Below are 17118 nucleotides of genomic sequence, written 5' to 3' on the forward strand. Positions count from 1 at the left end.
TCCGCCCTCATATGGGGGCGTGGGATGTTTCCGGGCCGGAAGATGACGGCGCATGGGCGAGCGTGCTGAACACGACGCTCAGGACAAGGAACAGGACAGCCGCCCCTTCCATGGCGGTGGGCCATCGCCCTGTCCACAGGCAGCCATAGAACAGGGCGAACAGGGTTTCGCCCACCGCCATCTGTCCGCACAGCGTCATGGGCAGGAGCCGGCAGGTGCGGTTCCAGAAAATGCCGCCCAGCAGGGAGGAGACCAGCGCGATCCCCGCGCCCAGCGCAATGAACGCAACCCAGCGCGAAGGGGGATGGGACAGCGCGCCATGGCAGGCGAACGGGATGACGAACAGGGCCTCCACCCCCGTGGCGACACCGGTCAGCAGGCCCCAGTCCCCGGCGCTGGTATCGGAAAGCCGCCTGAGCCAGCGGGCGTTGGCAAGGGCGAAGATGCTCCACGATGCCAGCCCCCCGACCGCGCACATGAAGCCGAGGAGGTGGGCCATGTCGATGCGTGTGCCCCCCGCGCCCGCATCGGGGGCGTGCAGCGCCTGGATTCCGGTCAGGCTGATTCCCACGAACATCAGCACCATGGAAGGCAGGAGCCTGCGCAGGCCAAGGCCATTGCCTTCGCGCGTGCCCAATATGCCCACGATCACGGGCAGGAAGCCGGTGATGATGGAGGTGATGTTGATGCCGCATAGCCGCACGGCCATGGCAATCAGGATGTAATACCCAAGGTTGCCCGTCAGCCCCAGCCAGAGCAGTGCCGGGCGTCCCCCCTGCGGGATTCGGGCCGCCAGCCGCCGCCAGCGTGGAAGCACCAGCGCCACGGAGAAAAGGCCGTACATCAGGTAGCGTACCGTCGCCAACTGGAGTGCCGTGAAATCCGGCATCATGGCCGGGGCGATGAAAACCAGCCCCCAGCATGCCCCCGCCGCCAGTCCATTGCCAAGGCCTGCCAGCAGGGAATAATGGGCCCGAAAACTGTTCATGTCCGTCCTGATGCAGGTATCTGTGGTAATTATGGAATATTGCGGGCGTCATGGGAATGGGGTTGGCAGTATCTGTTGCGCGCTGTTGATGCAGGGGCGCCATGCCGGCCGCGGAACGATCGCCGCCAAGGGCGGGGCATGTGACGGTTTTCGCATAGGCCGGTGTGGGCAGGGATGTTTCGGCCTTGCCACCGCACAAAGGGCAGGCGATGAAAAGGCGTGCCCTTGATGCTGGCCTGCAGGAACATGATGCCACCCCGACCGGAGCCCATATCCGCCCCTTTCCCCGCATGGCAGAAGGGGCATGCAGCCTGTACGGAGGAGCACGCGGCAGCGCACCTGCGCGTCGGGGTCAGGGCGGCCCTGCTTGCGCTGGGGCAGGGGGTGCTGGATGCCAATGCGGCGCTTCGCGATGCGGTCGTGGCGGATGGGCATGTGCTGTCCTGCCTGTTTGAAGAACTGCTCCGGGTGGTCTGCCGCCTTGCCTTCCTTGCCGGACTGGAGGCGCGCGGCCTCCTGCCCGCGCCGCGGGCGGAGGCGTGTCCGGGGCATTCCTTCTCCCGCTGGCTTGCGCTGGCCTGCGCCCCGGAGGGCGGGGCGGGCGGTTTCGGGGCGTGGGATGGCATGCGCCATGTCCTTGGCGCGATGGATGCGGGCGACCCGGAACGTGGATTGCCCGCGCTGGGGGCGGAACCGGGGGGGCTGGCGCTGGTGATGGCGGCGCGGATGGCGGATCGTGATTTCCTGTCCGCCATCCGCAGCCTTGGCTGCAGCATCGGGGAAGGACGGCAGTACCGCCCGATTGACTGGAGATCCGTTCGCAGCGGCGACCTGGCGGGCGTGTATGAAGGCCTGCTGGAAACCCGGCCATGCCTTGCGCCTGACGGGCGGTTGATGCTCGATGAAGCCGGGCGGGGCAATGACCGGCGCATTTCAGGCAGTTATTATACGCCCGACAGTCTTGTGCAGGCGCTGCTCGACAGTGCGCTTGATCCCGTGATCGACCGTGCCGTGGCAGACGGTGGGGCGGAGGGAGTGCTGGCCCTGCGCATCATTGATCCGGCCTGTGGCGGCGGGCATTTCCTGCTGGGGGCCGCACGGCGGATGGCGGCGCGCCTGGCGGCCCTGCGCGCGCCAGGGCGGCAGGATTATCAAACCGCGCTGCGCGATGTCGTGGCCCGCTGCATCCATGGGGTGGACTGCAACCCCATGGCGGTGGAACTGACACGCATGGCGCTGTGGATCGAAACCGCCATGCCCGGACGGCCGCTGTGCTTTCTGGGGGCGAACATCCGTTGTGGAAATGCGCTGCTTGGCGTGGCGGATGTCGCGGTCCTTGAAGCGGGTGTACCGGATGGGGCCTACCGCGCGTTGGGGAATGACGACCCGGCCGTCGTGCGCCACTGCCTGCGGCGCAACCAGCGTGAGAAGGGCGACCTGTCCGCGCCCGACTGCCGCGCCCTGCTGGCCCCTTTCGTCGCGGAACTGTCCGTGCTGCGGGAAATGCCGGAAGAGACCACGCAGGATGTCGCACGGAAGCAGCAGTGTTTCGAGGCATGGTGGACCGGCGTGGCAGGCTCCACCCTTGGCCGGGCGTGCGACCTTTACGTGGCGGCGTTCATGTTGCCGCGCCCTGCCGGCAGTCAGGCCGACATGGTGCCCACGACGGCCCGGTTATGGCAGGAACCTGCGGGGGCGGAGGATGCCGGATACATGGATGCCGCCATCCACGCAGCCAGCGCGGCGAGGGCGCTGCACTGGCCGCTGGTTTTTGCCGATATCATGACATCCCATGGGGGATTCGATGTCGTGATCGGCAATCCCCCATGGGATGTCATGCAGTTGGAGGAGGAGGAGTATTTCGGGACGCGCATGTCCGCGATCTCCGCACTGAAGGGGGCGGCGCGCAAGGCCGCGATCACCGCGCTGGGCACCGCGCGGCCTGACCTGTTCGCACGCTTTGCGCATGCGCGCCGCCAGAGCGAGGCCATGGGCGTGTTCGTGCGCGCTGGCGGGCGCTTTCCCCTTGCCGGTCGTGGCAAGGGCAATACCTATGCGCTGTTTACCGAACTGTCGCTGGCGCTTGTGCGGCCGGATGGCCGGGCGGGGCTGGTTGTACCGACCGGGATTGCAACCGATGCGATGACCGCGCCGCTGCTTGGTCATCTGGTGGAGGAAAGGCGGCTGGCGCAACTCGTGGATTTTGAGAACAGCGCACCGCTGTTTCCCGGCGTCCATCGCAGTTTCAAATTCTGCCTGCTGACGATCGCCAATGCGGTGGCGGCGACACGTTTCGCCTGTTTCCTGACGCGGACGCAGCAATGCGGGGATACGCGGCGCGGCTTTTCGCTTTCTGCCGAGAATATCGCGCGCCTCAATCCCAATACGCGGACCATGCCGGTTTTCCGTTCCCGCATGGATGCCGCGCTGACCTGCGCGATCTATGCCCGCGTGCATGTTTTCGTGGACGAGGCACGCGGCCCCGCAGGCAACCCGTGGGACGTGGAGTTCAGGCAGGGCCTGTTCAACATGACCAGTGACAGCCGCCTGTTCCGGACCGCAGCCCAACTGGCGGGCGGTGGCTGGCGGCGGGACGGCACGGACTGGGTCCATCCCGGCCGCATGGCGCAGGGGGCACCGGACGGTGGTGACGGGTCACGTTATGTCCCGCTTTATGAAGCGAAGATGGGATATTTCTATGACCACCGGCATGCGGGCTATGGGCGGCGCAGGGGGGAGCGTGGCCATCGGGTCCTGCCCCAGACCGGCCCGGATGAACATTGCGACCCTGCGTTCGAGGTGACGCCCCATTACTGGGTTCCCCATGGCGAGGTGATGCGCAAGGCCGGGCATGCCGCCCGGGCACCGGCGTTTTTCGGGTTCCGCAACATCATGTCCCCGACCAATGAACGCACCTTCATCTGCAACCTGCTGCCGCCATGGGGGGTGGGAAACAGCATGACCCTGCTGTCGCCCGGAATGGGGTGGAGCGACCCACGGACGGCCTGCCTGATCGCCAACCTGTCCTCCCTGCCGTTCGATTTCGTCTGTCGGCAGAAGGCCGGTGGGGTCAACCTCAATTTCTTTATTGTAAGGCAGCTTCCCGTGCTGCCGCCGTCTTTCTACAGCGCGGCAGACGTGGAGTTCATCCTGCCGCGGGTACTTGAACTGACCTTTACCAGCAACACCATGGCCCCGTTTGCCCGTGCCATGGGCCATGCCGGCCCACCCTTCGCCTGGGACGAGGCGCGGCGTGCGCTGCTGCGCGCGGAACTCGACGCGTGGTATGCCCATGCCTATGGTCTGGGGCGCAGGCAGTTGGAATACGTGCTGGACCCCCATGACGTCATGGGGGCCGATTACCCGTCCCAGACCTTCCGGGTGCTGCGCAAGAACGAAATGGCCGCCTTTGGCGAATACCGCACGCGTCGCATTGTACTGGCGGCCTATGACCGGCAGAAGGGCAGGGCACCGCGCCCTGCCTCGTGACGCGGGGCGCGCCGTTCAGACGATCCGGTTTGTCAGTGCGCCCCCGGTTTCGAGGGCGGCGAGGTTCTTCATCAGGATATCGACGACATTGCGTTCATAGAACTGGGTTTCGCCCGCCGTGTGCCCGGTCATGACCAGGTTGGGACGTGACCAGAGCGCAGAGGACGACGGCAGCGGTTCCTCGTCATAGGTATCAAGCGCCGCCCCGGCGATCCGGCCCGTGTCGAGGGCCTCGATCAGGGCGGCTTCCTCCACCACCGGGCCGCGCGCCACATTCACCAGGCAGGCGTCCGGTTTCATGACCCCGAACGCGGCGGCGTTGATGAGATGGCGCGTCTGTTCGGTCAGGGGACAGGTCAGGATGACATAATCCGCATCCTTCAGGCCGGCATGCAGGTTGTCCATGGAAACCTGCTCCACCCCCGCGACATCAAGGGGGCGTGCGCTGTGGCGGGCGCCGCTGACCTTCATGCCAAGCGCCAGGCACAGTCGCGCCACGCGGTCGCCGATCGTGCCCATGCCAACGATCAGCGCACGCTTTTCCGACAGTTCCTGAAGGCGCGGGCGCGGGTCGGTGCCCGTCGTGGACCAGTGGTGGCGTGCCTGGTTGTCGCGTGCCTCATACAGCCGCCGCGCAAGGCTGAGCATCAGGGCCAGCGCATGTTCCGCAACCGCGTTGGCGTTGACGCCCCGTGCGTTGCACAGGTGCACGCCGCGTTCCTTCAGGCGGTTCAGGTCGAACTGGTCCACGCCCGAACTGATGGACTGGATCAGGCGCAGGCGCGGGGCGATGTCCAGAAGGTCGTTGTCCCACAGCATGGAAATGACCAGCACCTCGACCTCGGGCATGAGGGCCTTGAGTTCATCAAGCGTGGAGACCTGCGTGCAGGTCGGCGCCCCCGGGCGTTTTTCGAGTTCGTGGCGGATATCGTAAAAGGTATGCGCCGCATAGATATGCTGTATCGTGTCTTGGGGCATGGCAGGCTGACTGGTTCCGCGGTTGGGACGGGTGTCAGCGCATGCGCGATAAGGTTCAGGCCGCCAGCACCCCTCCGGGGAAGGGACGTATACGTTCTGATGTTAGAATGACGGGCGGGCCGGTTCAATATGCAAACCGGCCCGCGCAGGGGGTGTTCCGGGACTGTGCCTTAGCGCCGGCTGTCCTGGTAGAACTGCCCGAAGCGGTTTTCAAGGAACTGCGACAGGGCGATGTCTTCTTGCAGCACCAGTCCCGACGTGGGGATCCGGCCTTCGGCCAGCAGGTCCAGCACCGCGCAGATCGCACCCGCCGTCGTGATCTGGATGCCGGTGCGCGGACGCCCGTTGACGGTGGCGCCATGGATGGCACGCACGAATGTCTCCTGCGTCAGGCGTCCGTCACGCTGCCCGGACACCGTGACCAGGATGATGATGACATCCTGCATCGTCACCGGCAGGGCGTGTTCAAAGATCGACTTGATGACATCGCGGCGTTCGGACAGGCGCAGGTCATTGAGCAGCACCTTCATGATCGCGGCATGCCCCGGATAGCGGATGGTGCGGTAGTTCAGTTCCCGCACGCGCCCGTCATAGGTATCACACAGCGACCCCAGCCCGCCGGAGGTGTTGAAGGCCTCATACTTCACGCCATCGATCGTCAGGCTTTCCAGCCCGTCGAGCGCGGGCACCAGGCGGCGCTTGCCGCTGACGATGGCTTCGCACGGTTCGATATACTCGTTGATGACGCCGTCGGTGCTCCAGGTCAGGTTGTAGCCCAGCGCATTGGTCGAATATTCCGGCAGCGCGCCGACACGCAGCTGGATCGTGTCCACGCTGTCGAAGCGGCGTGCGATGTCATGGGCCACGATGGAGACAAAGCCCGGCGCCAGGCCGCATTGCGGGATGAAGGCCACCGATGGCGCCTTTGTCGAAAGTTCGCGCACGACCTTGGTGCTGGCCACGTCTTCGGTCAGGTCGAGGTAGTTGACCCCGGCCGCCGCCGCCGCCCCGGCAATGCGGGTCGTCAGGTGGAACGGCGCGGCCGAAAGAACCGCGAAACAGCCCCGCAGCAGTTCGGGCAGCACATTTTCCGCCGCCAGGTCCGTGACAACGCGCTGCACGGAATCGGGAACGCTTGCGGCATTGAGCGTCGCAGGATCACGGTCGGTCAGGGTGACGGTATAATCGCCCGTGCTGGCAAGGAAATCGGCAATGGTGGACCCGATGTTGCCGGCCCCGATGACAAGTATTTTGCGCATGACCATACTCCGCGTGTTCCGTGGGATAAGACCCGTGAATGGAACCGCGCCCCGATGTCGGCAACAAGCCGAGGATAGACGGCAGATGGCACTTTTATTCCGGCATTATGTGCAGCATGATCGGCATTATGCATATCGATGCCACCGATCGCCTCATCCTCGCCCTGCTGGAGGAAAATGCCCGCATGCCGACGGCCGAACTGGCCCGTCGTGCGGGACTGTCACGCACGACCGTGCAGAGCAGGATCGAAAGGCTGGAACGTGGCGGCGCGATTGCCGGGTATGCGGTGGTGATGGGGGCGGCAGCGCGCGACGCCATCCGGGCACATGTCATGATTACGCTTGCGCCAAGGCATGTCTCCTCGGTGGAGGACGCGTTGCGCAGGTTTCCGGAAATCCGTGAACTGCATGCCGTCAGTGGGCAGGTCGACATGATCGCGGTCGTTGGCGCCCAGACGACCGAGGCCATCAATGACGCGATTGACCGGATCGGCATGCTCGAAGGGGTGGATCGCACGACATCCGCCATTGTGCTGGCCACCCGTGTCATGCGCCAGGGGCCCACGACCGTTGCCACGCCACGCCACAGGACACGGTGATTCCTGCCCCGCGCGGGTCAGGGCAGGGGCTTGATCCTGGCGACTTTCATGGTGGGCTGGACTTGGGCAAGCCATCCCCCCTGGAATCCCGCGCGTTCCAGCCCCGTGCGGATATAGGGATTGCGCTTCATGACATTCCACACCAGACCGGTGCGCCAGTTTTCAATCATGAGCAGGATCGGCCCCTGGTCAATGCCAAGATATTCATTGTCGGACCAGAAGTCGCCCCCATTACGGAAACTGGGATTGAACGCATCGACAAATCCGTATTTCCCATAAATCCTGCTGCCATAGCGTGATTTCATGTCACGCATGGTCGGCAGCACGATTTCTGGCGCAAACGCGATCGATCCCAGCGCGGCCGTGGGGGCGATGGTCCCGTCATCCTGCGTATAGTCACGGCCCGCCCCGCGCGCGGAATAGGACAGGAAATGCCGGTCCTGCCCGTCGATCTTCTGTGTCATCTCGCCCGGGCCGTCGCAGGCCGTAAGCCCCCATGTGGTGGCGCTGTAATCCCGCCATTTCCCCGGATTGGCAATGGCATAGGCGCGTTGCGCATAGACGGCGCGGCGGCTGTTTTCAAAATAATCGATCTGCTTTTCATGCGCCCATGCGTCCTGGATGCCGCGGAAATCGATCCACGCATGGCTGTACTGGTGGCCGAACAGGGGCGCGAAATTCAGGAAGGTCTGCCCGTAATAATCCCCCCAACGGCGATCGTTCGTCGCAAGCCACGCCTGCCATGACGCAGGTTCCAGCGCATGGGTGGGCGAACCCAGACCAAGGATATAGGCCATCATCCCTTCGCTGTAGCCTTCCCAGTAACTGGGAATGAACTGGTGTTCGGGGCTCCATCCCATGCTGAGGCGGTTGTCGGGACGGCGTATCCACTGCCAGTTGACGCGCCGGTAAAGCCGGTCGGCCATGTCCCGGATGTCCCGTTCACGCGGCGTGTCGCGGTCGTAGAAGGACTGGGCGAACAGGACCCCCTGCATCAGCAGCGCCGTATCGATGCTGGAGAGTTCGATGTCCCGGTTCAGGCGCAGGCCATTCTCCTTCCGGAGGAAATGATAATAAAACCCCTGATATCCGGTTGCATTGTCCTCGCTGTCATTCTGTGCGCCATGCAGAAGGTAGCGCAGCGTGGCAAGCGTCCGCCCCGCCGCCTGGTCGCGCGTGATGTATCCGCGCGTGGCTCCGATGCCATAGGCTGTCAGGCCGAACCCGATCGAGGCGACGCTGGCCTGTGTCTGTGCGGAGGGGTAGCGGTCCGGGATGAGGCCGGTGTCCGGGTCTGCCGAATCCCAGAACCATTGAAAGGTCCGATGTTCCAGGTCGTCGATCAGGATCGTGTCGGCCGGCCCGGCATCCGGCGCGGTGGAAACGGCGGGTGGCGGCGTGATTTTCACACCCTGCTGGTCGAGGGCATGGGCCGACGGACCGGGCAGTGACGCACAACACAGAAGGATTGATACGAAGGTGGCGATATGTCGCCTGTCCGCCTGCCGACACTGCAACGTCCTGTCTCCTGAGCGCTAGCTGTCGGCATTTATGAATTGAGCGCGCGCCGGATGGCAATCCCGAAACGGTTTCTTTTGCCGCCTGTTACAAAACATAAAACATCATACCGTAATATTCGGGTCGGGCGTGGTGTTGGGCACCCCGGCTTCGTCGGCCTGTTGCTGCGTCAATGGCAGGTTTTGCGTGCACAATGGCAATGGCGTGCCCAGCCACAGGCTGTCGGTGGCATGGTCATGTTGTGGATGGATGGTGTTGGGATGGACCAGGATGCTCAGCCCATTGCGGTTCAGCATCAGCCACGGCACGAAGGTCCCGAACAGGGAGGTTGCAAAGGCGACCTGGAACATGCTGGCGGAATGAGGCCCCACGGGGGAGGTGTGCACGCGCCCGACGCGGACGGCGAAACGGTCCGACAGGGCGGCGCGCAGTTCCTGCGCACGGGGCAGCGTGCTGGCGCAGAAATAGACATGTGCGTGGTAGCTTGCGATTTCATCAATGCGACGTGGCGCGAATGTCGGGGTTTCCATCGTCGGTTGCTCCTGTGGATGGGAATGATGCCATCACTGTTGGTTACATTCTGTTACGTTATGGGAGGCCGCAGGACAGGGTTTTTCGCGGATGGCCCGAAGGCTGCGGCTGTCGCAGGCGGTGCGCGCCCGGTCATGCCTTCATATGGCCGCATGGGCATGGTTGCCTGCATGGGGGTTATGGGCAAGATGTCGTGATGATGTCGGGAAACCGGCCCCTGAAGAGTCAAGGAGGACATGCCATGAGGCATCGTTGTATTCGGTTTGCGGTTCCACTGGCATTTTCCCTGATCGGGTCTGGTATCGTGGCGTCCCCGTCCCAAGCCGCCCCGTCGCCTTACATCCAGCTGGCGCAATGGGATGGTCAACAGGAGCAGCAGCGCCAGCAGCAGATGCAGCAGATGCAGGAACAGTTCCGCCAGCAGCGTGAACAGTTGCGCCAGCAGCATGAGCAGCAACGACAGCAGATGGAACAGCAGCGCCAGCAGATGGAAGACCAGTACAGGCAGCAGCAGGACCAGTTGCGCCAGCAGGCCGATCAGATGCGTGGCCAGCCCAATGCCGGGTTCCAGTTGCAGCAGCGCCAGCAGCAGATCGAAATGCAGCGCCAGCAGCAGATGCAGCAGATGCAGCAGCAGTACCAGCAGCAGCAGATGCAGTTGCGTCAGCAGGCCGATCAGATGCGCCAGCAACAGATGCAGCAGATGCAGCAGTTGGGTGGGCAGGGATGGAATGGCCAGCAGTGGAACAACAGTCAGGACTGGGGCCACTGGTGAACCCGTAGCGCCAGGGATATGGTAAAATCATAAAGGTTTTTGGATGCCGCCTTCTGGCCTGTGAAGGCGGCATCCTTTGAAGCTTTCTGGCAAAAGGGTCATCAGGAACTTCCTGTGGCCCTTGCCGGAAGGCAAATAAAAACCGCCGCCCCTCACATGCAGGACATGTGGGAAACGGCGGTTTTTCTTGACCGTGGAAAACGGGTCAGGGCGTCTTCGGGGTATCAGTCCGCAGCTTTGCAACCTGTTCGGCGGTCACGGCGTGATCGCCACTTCCAAAGGTCTTCATGACGTAATTGACCAGGCTTGCGATTTCGGTATCGCTGAGGCGCTCGACATCGGAATTGCCGTCAAAGCCGGGCATATGCACATGCAGGTCGCCCGTCGTGCGGTCAACGCCGTTCAGGATCGTCATGATCAGGTTGTCGGGACGGCCCGCGCCGGTGACCGAGTTATGGAACAGGGAAGGCGCATAATGGTCGGTGGTTCCCGCGCCGTTCATGCCATGACAGGCGGCGCAGTTCGCGTCATAGATGTGCTGCCCGTCCATTTCCGCAAGATTGTCGATGCGCGTCAGCTCACCGCTGCGTACATCGGCCTCTTCCGCCGGCTGGCCAAAGCTTTCGCGTGGCTTGGTTTCGGCGCTGTCTTCCTTGGCGGGCACCTGCAGGATATAGGCCGCAAGCGCATGCAGGTCGGCATCGGTCAGGTGGCTTGTGCTATGCTCCACCGCCTCGCCCATCGGGCCTGCCGCCTGGCTGAGGCCCGCGACATGCCCGGTTTGCAGATACTGCACGAGGTTGTCTTCGGTCCAGTTGCCGATGCCGCTTGTCTTGCTCGACGTGATGTTGGGGGCATACCACCCGATCAGTGGCGCACCGGCAAGGTAGTTATCCTGCTCCTCGCTCAGCATCATGTTGCGCGGGGTGTGGCAGGTGCCGCAGTGTTCAAGCGCGGTTGCCAGGTACTTGCCGCGCCGCATCTTGTCGAATGTGGCGGAATCGCCGCTTTCGGGGGGGACGGTGCTGGCCACCATGTTCCATGCGCTCATGGCGATGCGCAGGTTGGCGGGAAAGTTCAGTGACGTGGTGGGCGGGCTTTCGGCCACCGGCTTCACGCTGTGCATGAACCACGCATACAGCGCCTTCACATCACCATCCGTCAGCCCGGAATACGATACGTAGGGCATGGCGGGATAGAGGTGGTTGCCGTCGCGGCGCAGCCCATGGCGGAGGCTTTTTTCAAAGTCCTCTTCCGTGTACTGGCCGATCCCGTGCTCGGGGTCGGGCGTGATGTTGGTGGAGATGACATCGCCCATCGGCGTTGCGATCTTCAGTCCCCCGGCAAACGGCTTGCCGCCCGGCTTGGTATGGCAGGCCACGCAGTCGGCCGCCGTGGCCAGATATTCCCCGCGGGCAAGAAGATCCGGCGAAGGATCTTCCGCCCGCGCGGGGGCGGACGACAGCGAAACAAGGGCCGTGCCTGCCGCCAGAATGGACCACAGGGCTTTGCGCGCGATATCAGGCATGGGCGAGTTCTTTTTTCAGCGTATCGGCAACGCGCAGGGCAAGGGCGGCCACCGTCAGGGTAATGTTGCCTGTTCCGACTGCGGAAAAGACGGACGAACTCGCCATGAACAGGTTTTCATGGTCATGGGTGCGGCAGTAGCCGTCCACCACGGAATCCTTCGGGTCCGTCCCCATGATGGTGCTGCCGGCGGGATGGTCCTGCGGGAAATATCCCGGCGTCCACTGTTCGTCCGTGCCATGCATCAGGCCGATCAGTTCGCGGAACATGCCACGCGTATGTTCGCAGCTTTTGACGGTATATTCAGGCAGCTTGTAATAGACTTCCGGGTGCGGGATGCCCAGCATGTCCTTCTTGGTCTGGCTCAGCGTCAGGCGGTTTTCCGGGTCGGCGATGCCTTCGTTATGGCTGAACAGCCGCACGGTATGCGACGCGAGGTAGCGGATCTGCTCCTCGAGTTCGCGCCCGACATATCCCTTGGAAATTGCAAGTGCGGTGGCCAGGTCCACCTGGTTGTCATCAACCATGTGGACAAGGTACGCGCCACGGGTGTTGCGCCAGTCGCCATCGCGGAAATTGTCGATGACATTGGTCTCCAGCGGGCCGCGACCGGGCCACAGCGCCTTGTCACCGCTGATGAAGCTGACCTGCACGCCGGTATGGTCCATCATGTTGCGGCCGACATGGCCCGAACTGTTGGCGACGCCGTCGGGGCTCTGCTCATCGGCCGAGACCAGCAGCAGCTTTGCCGTTTCGATGCAGTGCGCGGCAATGACGAAATACTTGCCCGTCACGCGGTGGCTGCCCTTGTCCGGGTCATAATAATGGACGGCCGTCACACGCTTGTTCGCGCTGTCACGCTCGATCCGGTAGACCACGGCGTTGGGGATGAACTTCGCCCCCGCGGCTTCGGCATGGTACACGGAATAGCTGCCGTTATACATCGCCCCGATGGGGCAGATCGGCATGCAGTTGTTATGCCCTTCGCAGGTGGGGCGGTTGTCATAGGGGCGGGTGTTGCGGGCCTGCGGTTCATGCACGACGCGCCACGGGGTCTTTTCGCTGATCAGCTTGCGGAACTGCTGCGCGGCATAGGAAATCGGCAGCGCCTCCATCGGGTATGGCTGCTTGCGCGGGGAGCCGAGGTCTTCCTTCGCCGGGTCCGGGCCGCAGACGCCCATCATGACCTCGGCCTGGTAATAGAACGGCTCGAGATCCTCGTATTTCAGGGCCCAGTCACGACCCTGCCCATAGCGGCTTTTCAGTTCGAAATCGGACGGCAGGTAACGCCACGCGCACCCGGCCCAGTGCCATGTGGTGCCGCCCATCATGCGCAGGTAAACCTGCTGGTAGGCTTCGGCATCGGGGCCGGTCGTGTGCAGGTATTCGTTCGGGGTGATCTGGTTGGGGGGATGCAGCGCCCACGGCACCGCAGGGAACGGCTCCTGATAGGAGGGCTTGTTTTCGAGGTTGCGGAAATTTTCCACGAAATGCTGGCGGTCCACCCGCGGACCGGCCTCCAGCACGATGACCGAAATGCCGGCACGGGCCAGTTCGTTGGCGATGGAACTGCCTGCGACGCCGGACCCGACGATCACGACGTCCGCAGAGAGGGATTGTTCGGAAGACATGGCGTGACGCTCCGGCTGTCAGGTGGGTTCCACGACGAAGGTGGAGGGCGAAAGGGCGGGTTCGCCTGTCGGAACGGCCACTTCCGGCGGGGTCTGGGTCCAGTAGAACGGACCGCCCTGCGCATAGGTCTTGGGGTAGATGGCGTCCTTGGTGATGTCGAACATCAGGGCGGAGCGGTAGACAACCACCTTGTGGTCCGCAAGGCCGCGATACCAACCGGTCATGATGTCGTGGATGACGTCCTTGAAACCCGGGTCGGCCTGCTCGGCGGCCTTTGCCATGTCATGCGCACTGGCAAAGCTGTTCTTGTTCATCAGGTCATGCAGCCCGTTGATCTGGTCACGGCGCGTGGGCACCGCATGCACGATTCCCATGAACAGGGCATGGCCGATCCGCGGGTCGAGGGCGGTGCGGTCCGTCAGGCGCTGCGACACCGCCATGAACGCCGCCACGTCGGCATCGTCGGAGGCGGCGGCAAACGCCCCCGTGGTGCCGCAGGCCAGGGCGACCCCCATGCTGCCCAGCAGGACGTCACGACGCGACATCCGCACAAGCCGGTTCAGGCGTGCGCGACCGGGAGTGGAGTGGTGGAGGTCAGCAGGAAAACAGCGCTGGTCTGTAGCCATGTGGCGTCGCCTCTCGAGGACGTTTGGTCCAGCGGCAATGCCGGGAACATGGCATGGCCGCATTGAATGCAATGATGTCCGTATCGTTACAGCTTTTTCATTTATCCCGGCAACCTCTGACCTACTCATATGCGGAATGGCTGCCGCGCGGATATTGTGTGAACAGGGGGGCAATGGAGTATTTCTCCTGAAATACAGCCGGGAAAAACGAAACGAGGACTGTTTTTTGCATAGTGTGTAAGGAAAGATTTTTCCAGTGAGGGAAAAGCCATATCCCGCACCAGAAAAGATGTATTTCAGGTCCCGTTTTCCATCATGCAGTATTGTCGGCCTATGCCCGTGCGGTTCACGATATGTCGGCCATCAGTGAAACATGCGCGGCGATGACTTTCCAGCCGTCTTTCGTGCGGATCCATGTCTGGCTCTGCCGGCCGATGCGGGTGCCGCCGGTGCGCTGGAATTCGAGGTCCACGGTGGCCACGTCGTCTCCCAGCGCGGTAATGACCCGGCGCAGGACCCTGCGTGGCGGCGATCCGCCAGTGCGTGCACGGCGGAAAGCCGCGATTTCCGCGGCGCCGTAAAGGTTTTCCCCCACGCCGTACCTGACCGTTTCCGGACCGTCATAAAACAGGCCATCCAGCGTTTCGATGCGGTTTTCGGCCAGTGCCTGTTCATACAGGTCCGACATTGCTGTGACTTCCGCGACGGTGGCGGGGTTGTTCAGTTCGGGCATGCGCCTGTCCTTCGGTTGGGGCTGGCCGCCGGGGCGTGGCGGTTCAGGAACGCGATGCCGCCGGTTCCGGCGTGTCGGCATCGACATGCCCGGCAGTATGCCGCGTCGCGTCACGGGACTGGAAGTACTGCGCCAGCAGGACCAGGCCAAACCCGATCAGGGCGAATCCGGCCGACAGGATGGGCAGGCTGCCATAGGACCAGTGCGTGCCCACCAGGATCCCCCCGGCCCACGCGCCAATGGCATTGCCGAAATTGAACGAACTCTGGTTCATGACCGCGGCGATGTTGGGGGCGGACCCCGAACATGCCACGACATAGGACTGCAGCGGCGCCATCGGGGCATAGATGAACACACCCCACAGGAACAGCAGGACAAGGCAGGTCCAGACATGCAGGCTGCCCGGCGCCAGCAGGAGTTGGACAACCGCCACGGCCCCCATCAGCCCCGCGCATGACGGCAGCATCTTCCAGTCCGCCAGCCGCCCGCCCAGCAGGTTCCCAAGGCACAGGCCACCGCCGATCATCAGCAGGACGCCGTCGATCACATGTGTCGTCAGGCCCGTGCGGATCTGCAGGAAGGGGGAGATGTAGGTGAACAGGGTGAACATGCTGGCGGATGTGCACATCGAAACCAGCATCATGGTCACGACCAGCGGGCTGGTCATGGCGCGGAACTGTTCATACAGGCGGATGGTGGGGCCGGCCTTCCCGTCCTGGGGAATCCACAGCCACATCGTGCTCCACGCCGCGACACCCACGCCGCAGATCAGCCAGAACGCCATGCGCCATGATGTCAGCTGCGCCACCACGGTGCCCAGCGGCACGCCAAGGATCATCGCCAGCGTCAGCCCGATATAGACGAGGGAGAGCGCCTCCGCCCGTTTTTCCGGCGGGACGAGCTTGCCTGCCATGATCGACGCCGCGCCATAGAAGGTGCCGTGCGAAAATGATGTCAGCACGCGCGCGACCATCAGCGACCAGTATCCCGGTGCGATCGCGCTGCAGGCGTTGCCCGCGATGAAGATGCCCATCGTCAGCAGCAGCGTGTCGCGACGTGACAGGCTGTTGGTCAGGATGGCGACCAGCGGGGAGGCGATGGTCACGCCGATGGCATAGCCGGACACAAGCATGCCTGCCTGCGCGATGGACACATGCAGCCCGCTGGAAAGCTGGGGCAGCAGCCCCATGACGATGGTTTCGGTGGTCCCGAGGCCAAAGGCCCCGATTGCAAGGGCCAGCAGTGCGACAGGCAAGAACGTCACCCTTTTCGATCAGGTCATATGCGCGGATGGCATCCGCCATGGCATCGGTTTTTCATACCGGTGGCGGCCGCGCCAGTGCCGGCACGGGGCTTCTGATCTTCGGGATTTACCATTGATCTCCGGCGGAAAAGCTGAATGTCTTTTTGAAAAGGGATATCCAGCCGGCGGGAATATAATAATGCCGACCGATATTACATAAATATGCAATATTTATTTTGCGGGCTGCATGAATGATGGCCGCCCGTGCCCTGCCGGGGCCGGTATTCCACTCCATGCGGAAAAATGGGCCAACTGATTTTCAAAAGATTGCCGATGCCTGTAAAAGTGCCATGGCCTGGAACGGGATGGCCCCGTGCGGCCAGATGGTAGGGGATGGCAGATCGATGCATGTTTTTCCGTTTTGCGAATCGCGTGGGAATGCCAACTGACGTGGCGCACATGCTGCTTGAACTGCTGTCCGGCGTGGTCGTGGGGTTCACGCTTGGCCTGATCGGGGGCGGCGGGTCCATCCTTGCGGTGCCGCTGATGGTCTATGTCGTCGGCGTGCCCAACGCGCATGTCGCGATCGGCACCAGCGCCGTCAGTGTCGCGGCCAATGCCCTGGCGGGCCTTGGGTATCATGCCCGCGCGCGCACCGTGAAGTGGCGGTGCGCGGGTATCTTTGCCTCATGCGGAATACTCGGCGCGCTGGTCGGGGCGTCGGCGGGGAAGGCCGTGGACGGGCAGAAGCTTCTGCTGTGCTTTGCGATCCTGATGATCGGCGTCGGGTTCCTGATGCTGCGCGGGCGGCATGACCAGGGATGTGCCGATGCGCAGTGCACCCGTGACAATGCCCCCCGCGTCATGGCCTTTGGCGGACTGACGGGGATACTGTCGGGGTTCTTTGGCATCGGCGGCGGGTTCCTGATCGTGCCCGGCCTGATCGCATCGACGCACATGCCCATACTCAATGCCGTGGGCACGTCCCTTGTCGCAGTTGCGGCGTTCGGGCTGAGCACCGCCATCAGCTACATGCTGTCGGGATATGTGGACTGGGGAATGGCGGCGCTGTTCATCGTGGGCGGGACACTGGGCAGTTATGCGGGCATGCGGGTGTCGCGCCGCATGGCGGGGGCGTCCGGGGCGCTGACCATCTTCTTTGCCGGGGTGATTTTCTGCGTGGCAACCTACATGATCTGGCGCAGCCTGCGGGGCTGATG

At 63.4% G+C, this 17118-nt stretch carries 14 protein-coding genes; 4 read left to right on the top strand and 10 right to left on the bottom strand.

All coding sequences use genetic code 11. The features are described from left to right. Positions 1–7: 7 nt before the first annotated feature. Complete coding sequence (locus KMAL_RS09885) at positions 8–988, bottom strand: DMT family transporter (RefSeq protein WP_110095541.1); 981 nt, start codon at positions 986–988, stop codon at positions 8–10. 246 nt (positions 989–1234) lie between these two features. Between KMAL_RS09885 and KMAL_RS09890 the strand changes: the two genes are divergently transcribed. Beyond that, positions 1235–4477 carry an Eco57I restriction-modification methylase domain-containing protein gene (locus KMAL_RS09890; RefSeq protein ID WP_167400143.1) on the top strand — a complete coding sequence of 1081 codons (3243 nt, stop codon included), beginning with the start codon at positions 1235–1237 and terminating at the stop codon, positions 4475–4477. A 15-nt stretch (positions 4478–4492) separates the two neighbouring features. Here the strand turns inward: KMAL_RS09890 and KMAL_RS09895 are convergent, their stop codons facing one another. Then, a complete protein-coding gene (locus KMAL_RS09895; RefSeq protein ID WP_110095543.1) occupies positions 4493–5455 on the bottom strand; it encodes a D-2-hydroxyacid dehydrogenase in 963 nt (320 codons plus the stop codon). A 170-nt stretch (positions 5456–5625) separates the two neighbouring features. Beyond that, positions 5626–6714, bottom strand: a complete 1089-nt coding sequence (locus tag KMAL_RS09900; protein ID WP_110095563.1) for a saccharopine dehydrogenase family protein — start codon at positions 6712–6714, stop codon at positions 5626–5628. Positions 6715–6842: 128 nt separating this feature from the next. Between KMAL_RS09900 and KMAL_RS09905 the strand changes: the two genes are divergently transcribed. Continuing rightward, complete coding sequence (locus tag KMAL_RS09905) at positions 6843–7313, top strand: Lrp/AsnC family transcriptional regulator (protein WP_167400144.1); 471 nt, start codon at positions 6843–6845, stop codon at positions 7311–7313. A 17-nt stretch (positions 7314–7330) separates the two neighbouring features. Here the strand turns inward: KMAL_RS09905 and KMAL_RS09910 are convergent, their stop codons facing one another. Both KMAL_RS09910 and KMAL_RS09915 read right to left on the bottom strand, forming a co-directional pair. Continuing rightward, on the bottom strand, positions 7331–8716 hold the full coding sequence (locus KMAL_RS09910) for a glucoamylase family protein (protein WP_239020064.1): 1386 nt from the start codon (positions 8714–8716) through the stop codon (positions 7331–7333). Between the two features lie 219 nt (positions 8717–8935). Continuing rightward, the gene (locus KMAL_RS09915; RefSeq protein ID WP_110095545.1) at positions 8936–9361 is read right to left on the bottom strand and encodes a DOPA 4,5-dioxygenase family protein; all 426 of its coding nucleotides are present in this window, start codon (positions 9359–9361) and stop codon (positions 8936–8938) included. A 242-nt stretch (positions 9362–9603) separates the two neighbouring features. Here KMAL_RS09915 and KMAL_RS09920 point away from each other — a divergent pair, with 242 nt between their 5' ends. Beyond that, on the top strand, positions 9604–10137 hold the full coding sequence (locus KMAL_RS09920) for a hypothetical protein (RefSeq protein WP_110095565.1): 534 nt from the start codon (positions 9604–9606) through the stop codon (positions 10135–10137). 205 nt (positions 10138–10342) lie between these two features. On the opposite strand, the gene KMAL_RS09925 is transcribed toward KMAL_RS09920, so the two are convergent. The 5 genes from KMAL_RS09925 to KMAL_RS09945 all read right to left on the bottom strand — a co-directional run bounded on the left by KMAL_RS09925 (position 10343) and on the right by KMAL_RS09945 (position 15919). Then, positions 10343–11665: a cytochrome c gene (locus tag KMAL_RS09925; protein WP_110095546.1), complete on the bottom strand. Its 1323-nt coding sequence runs from the start codon at positions 11663–11665 to the stop codon at positions 10343–10345. Then, positions 11658–13295, bottom strand: coding sequence for a GMC family oxidoreductase (locus tag KMAL_RS09930; RefSeq protein ID WP_110095547.1), 1638 nt, complete (start codon positions 13293–13295; stop codon positions 11658–11660). The genes KMAL_RS09925 and KMAL_RS09930 overlap by 8 nt, the downstream gene beginning before the upstream one ends. Before the next feature lie 18 nt (positions 13296–13313). Next, entirely contained in the window at positions 13314–13922 is a 609-nt protein-coding gene (locus KMAL_RS09935) for a sorbitol dehydrogenase family protein (RefSeq protein WP_110095548.1), read from the bottom strand. 346 nt (positions 13923–14268) lie between these two features. Beyond that, on the bottom strand, positions 14269–14655 hold the full coding sequence (hpxZ, locus tag KMAL_RS09940; protein ID WP_110095549.1) for an oxalurate catabolism protein HpxZ: 387 nt from the start codon (positions 14653–14655) through the stop codon (positions 14269–14271). 43 nt (positions 14656–14698) lie between these two features. After that, positions 14699–15919, bottom strand: coding sequence for an MFS transporter (locus KMAL_RS09945; RefSeq protein WP_239020062.1), 1221 nt, complete (start codon positions 15917–15919; stop codon positions 14699–14701). Positions 15920–16336: 417 nt separating this feature from the next. Here KMAL_RS09945 and KMAL_RS09950 point away from each other — a divergent pair, with 417 nt between their 5' ends. After that, positions 16337–17116, top strand: a complete 780-nt coding sequence (locus KMAL_RS09950) for a sulfite exporter TauE/SafE family protein (protein ID WP_110095567.1) — start codon at positions 16337–16339, stop codon at positions 17114–17116. Positions 17117–17118: the final 2 nt, after the last annotated feature.

The organism is Novacetimonas maltaceti, from assembly GCF_002906255.1.
GTDB lineage: Bacteria > Pseudomonadota > Alphaproteobacteria > Acetobacterales > Acetobacteraceae > Novacetimonas > Novacetimonas maltaceti.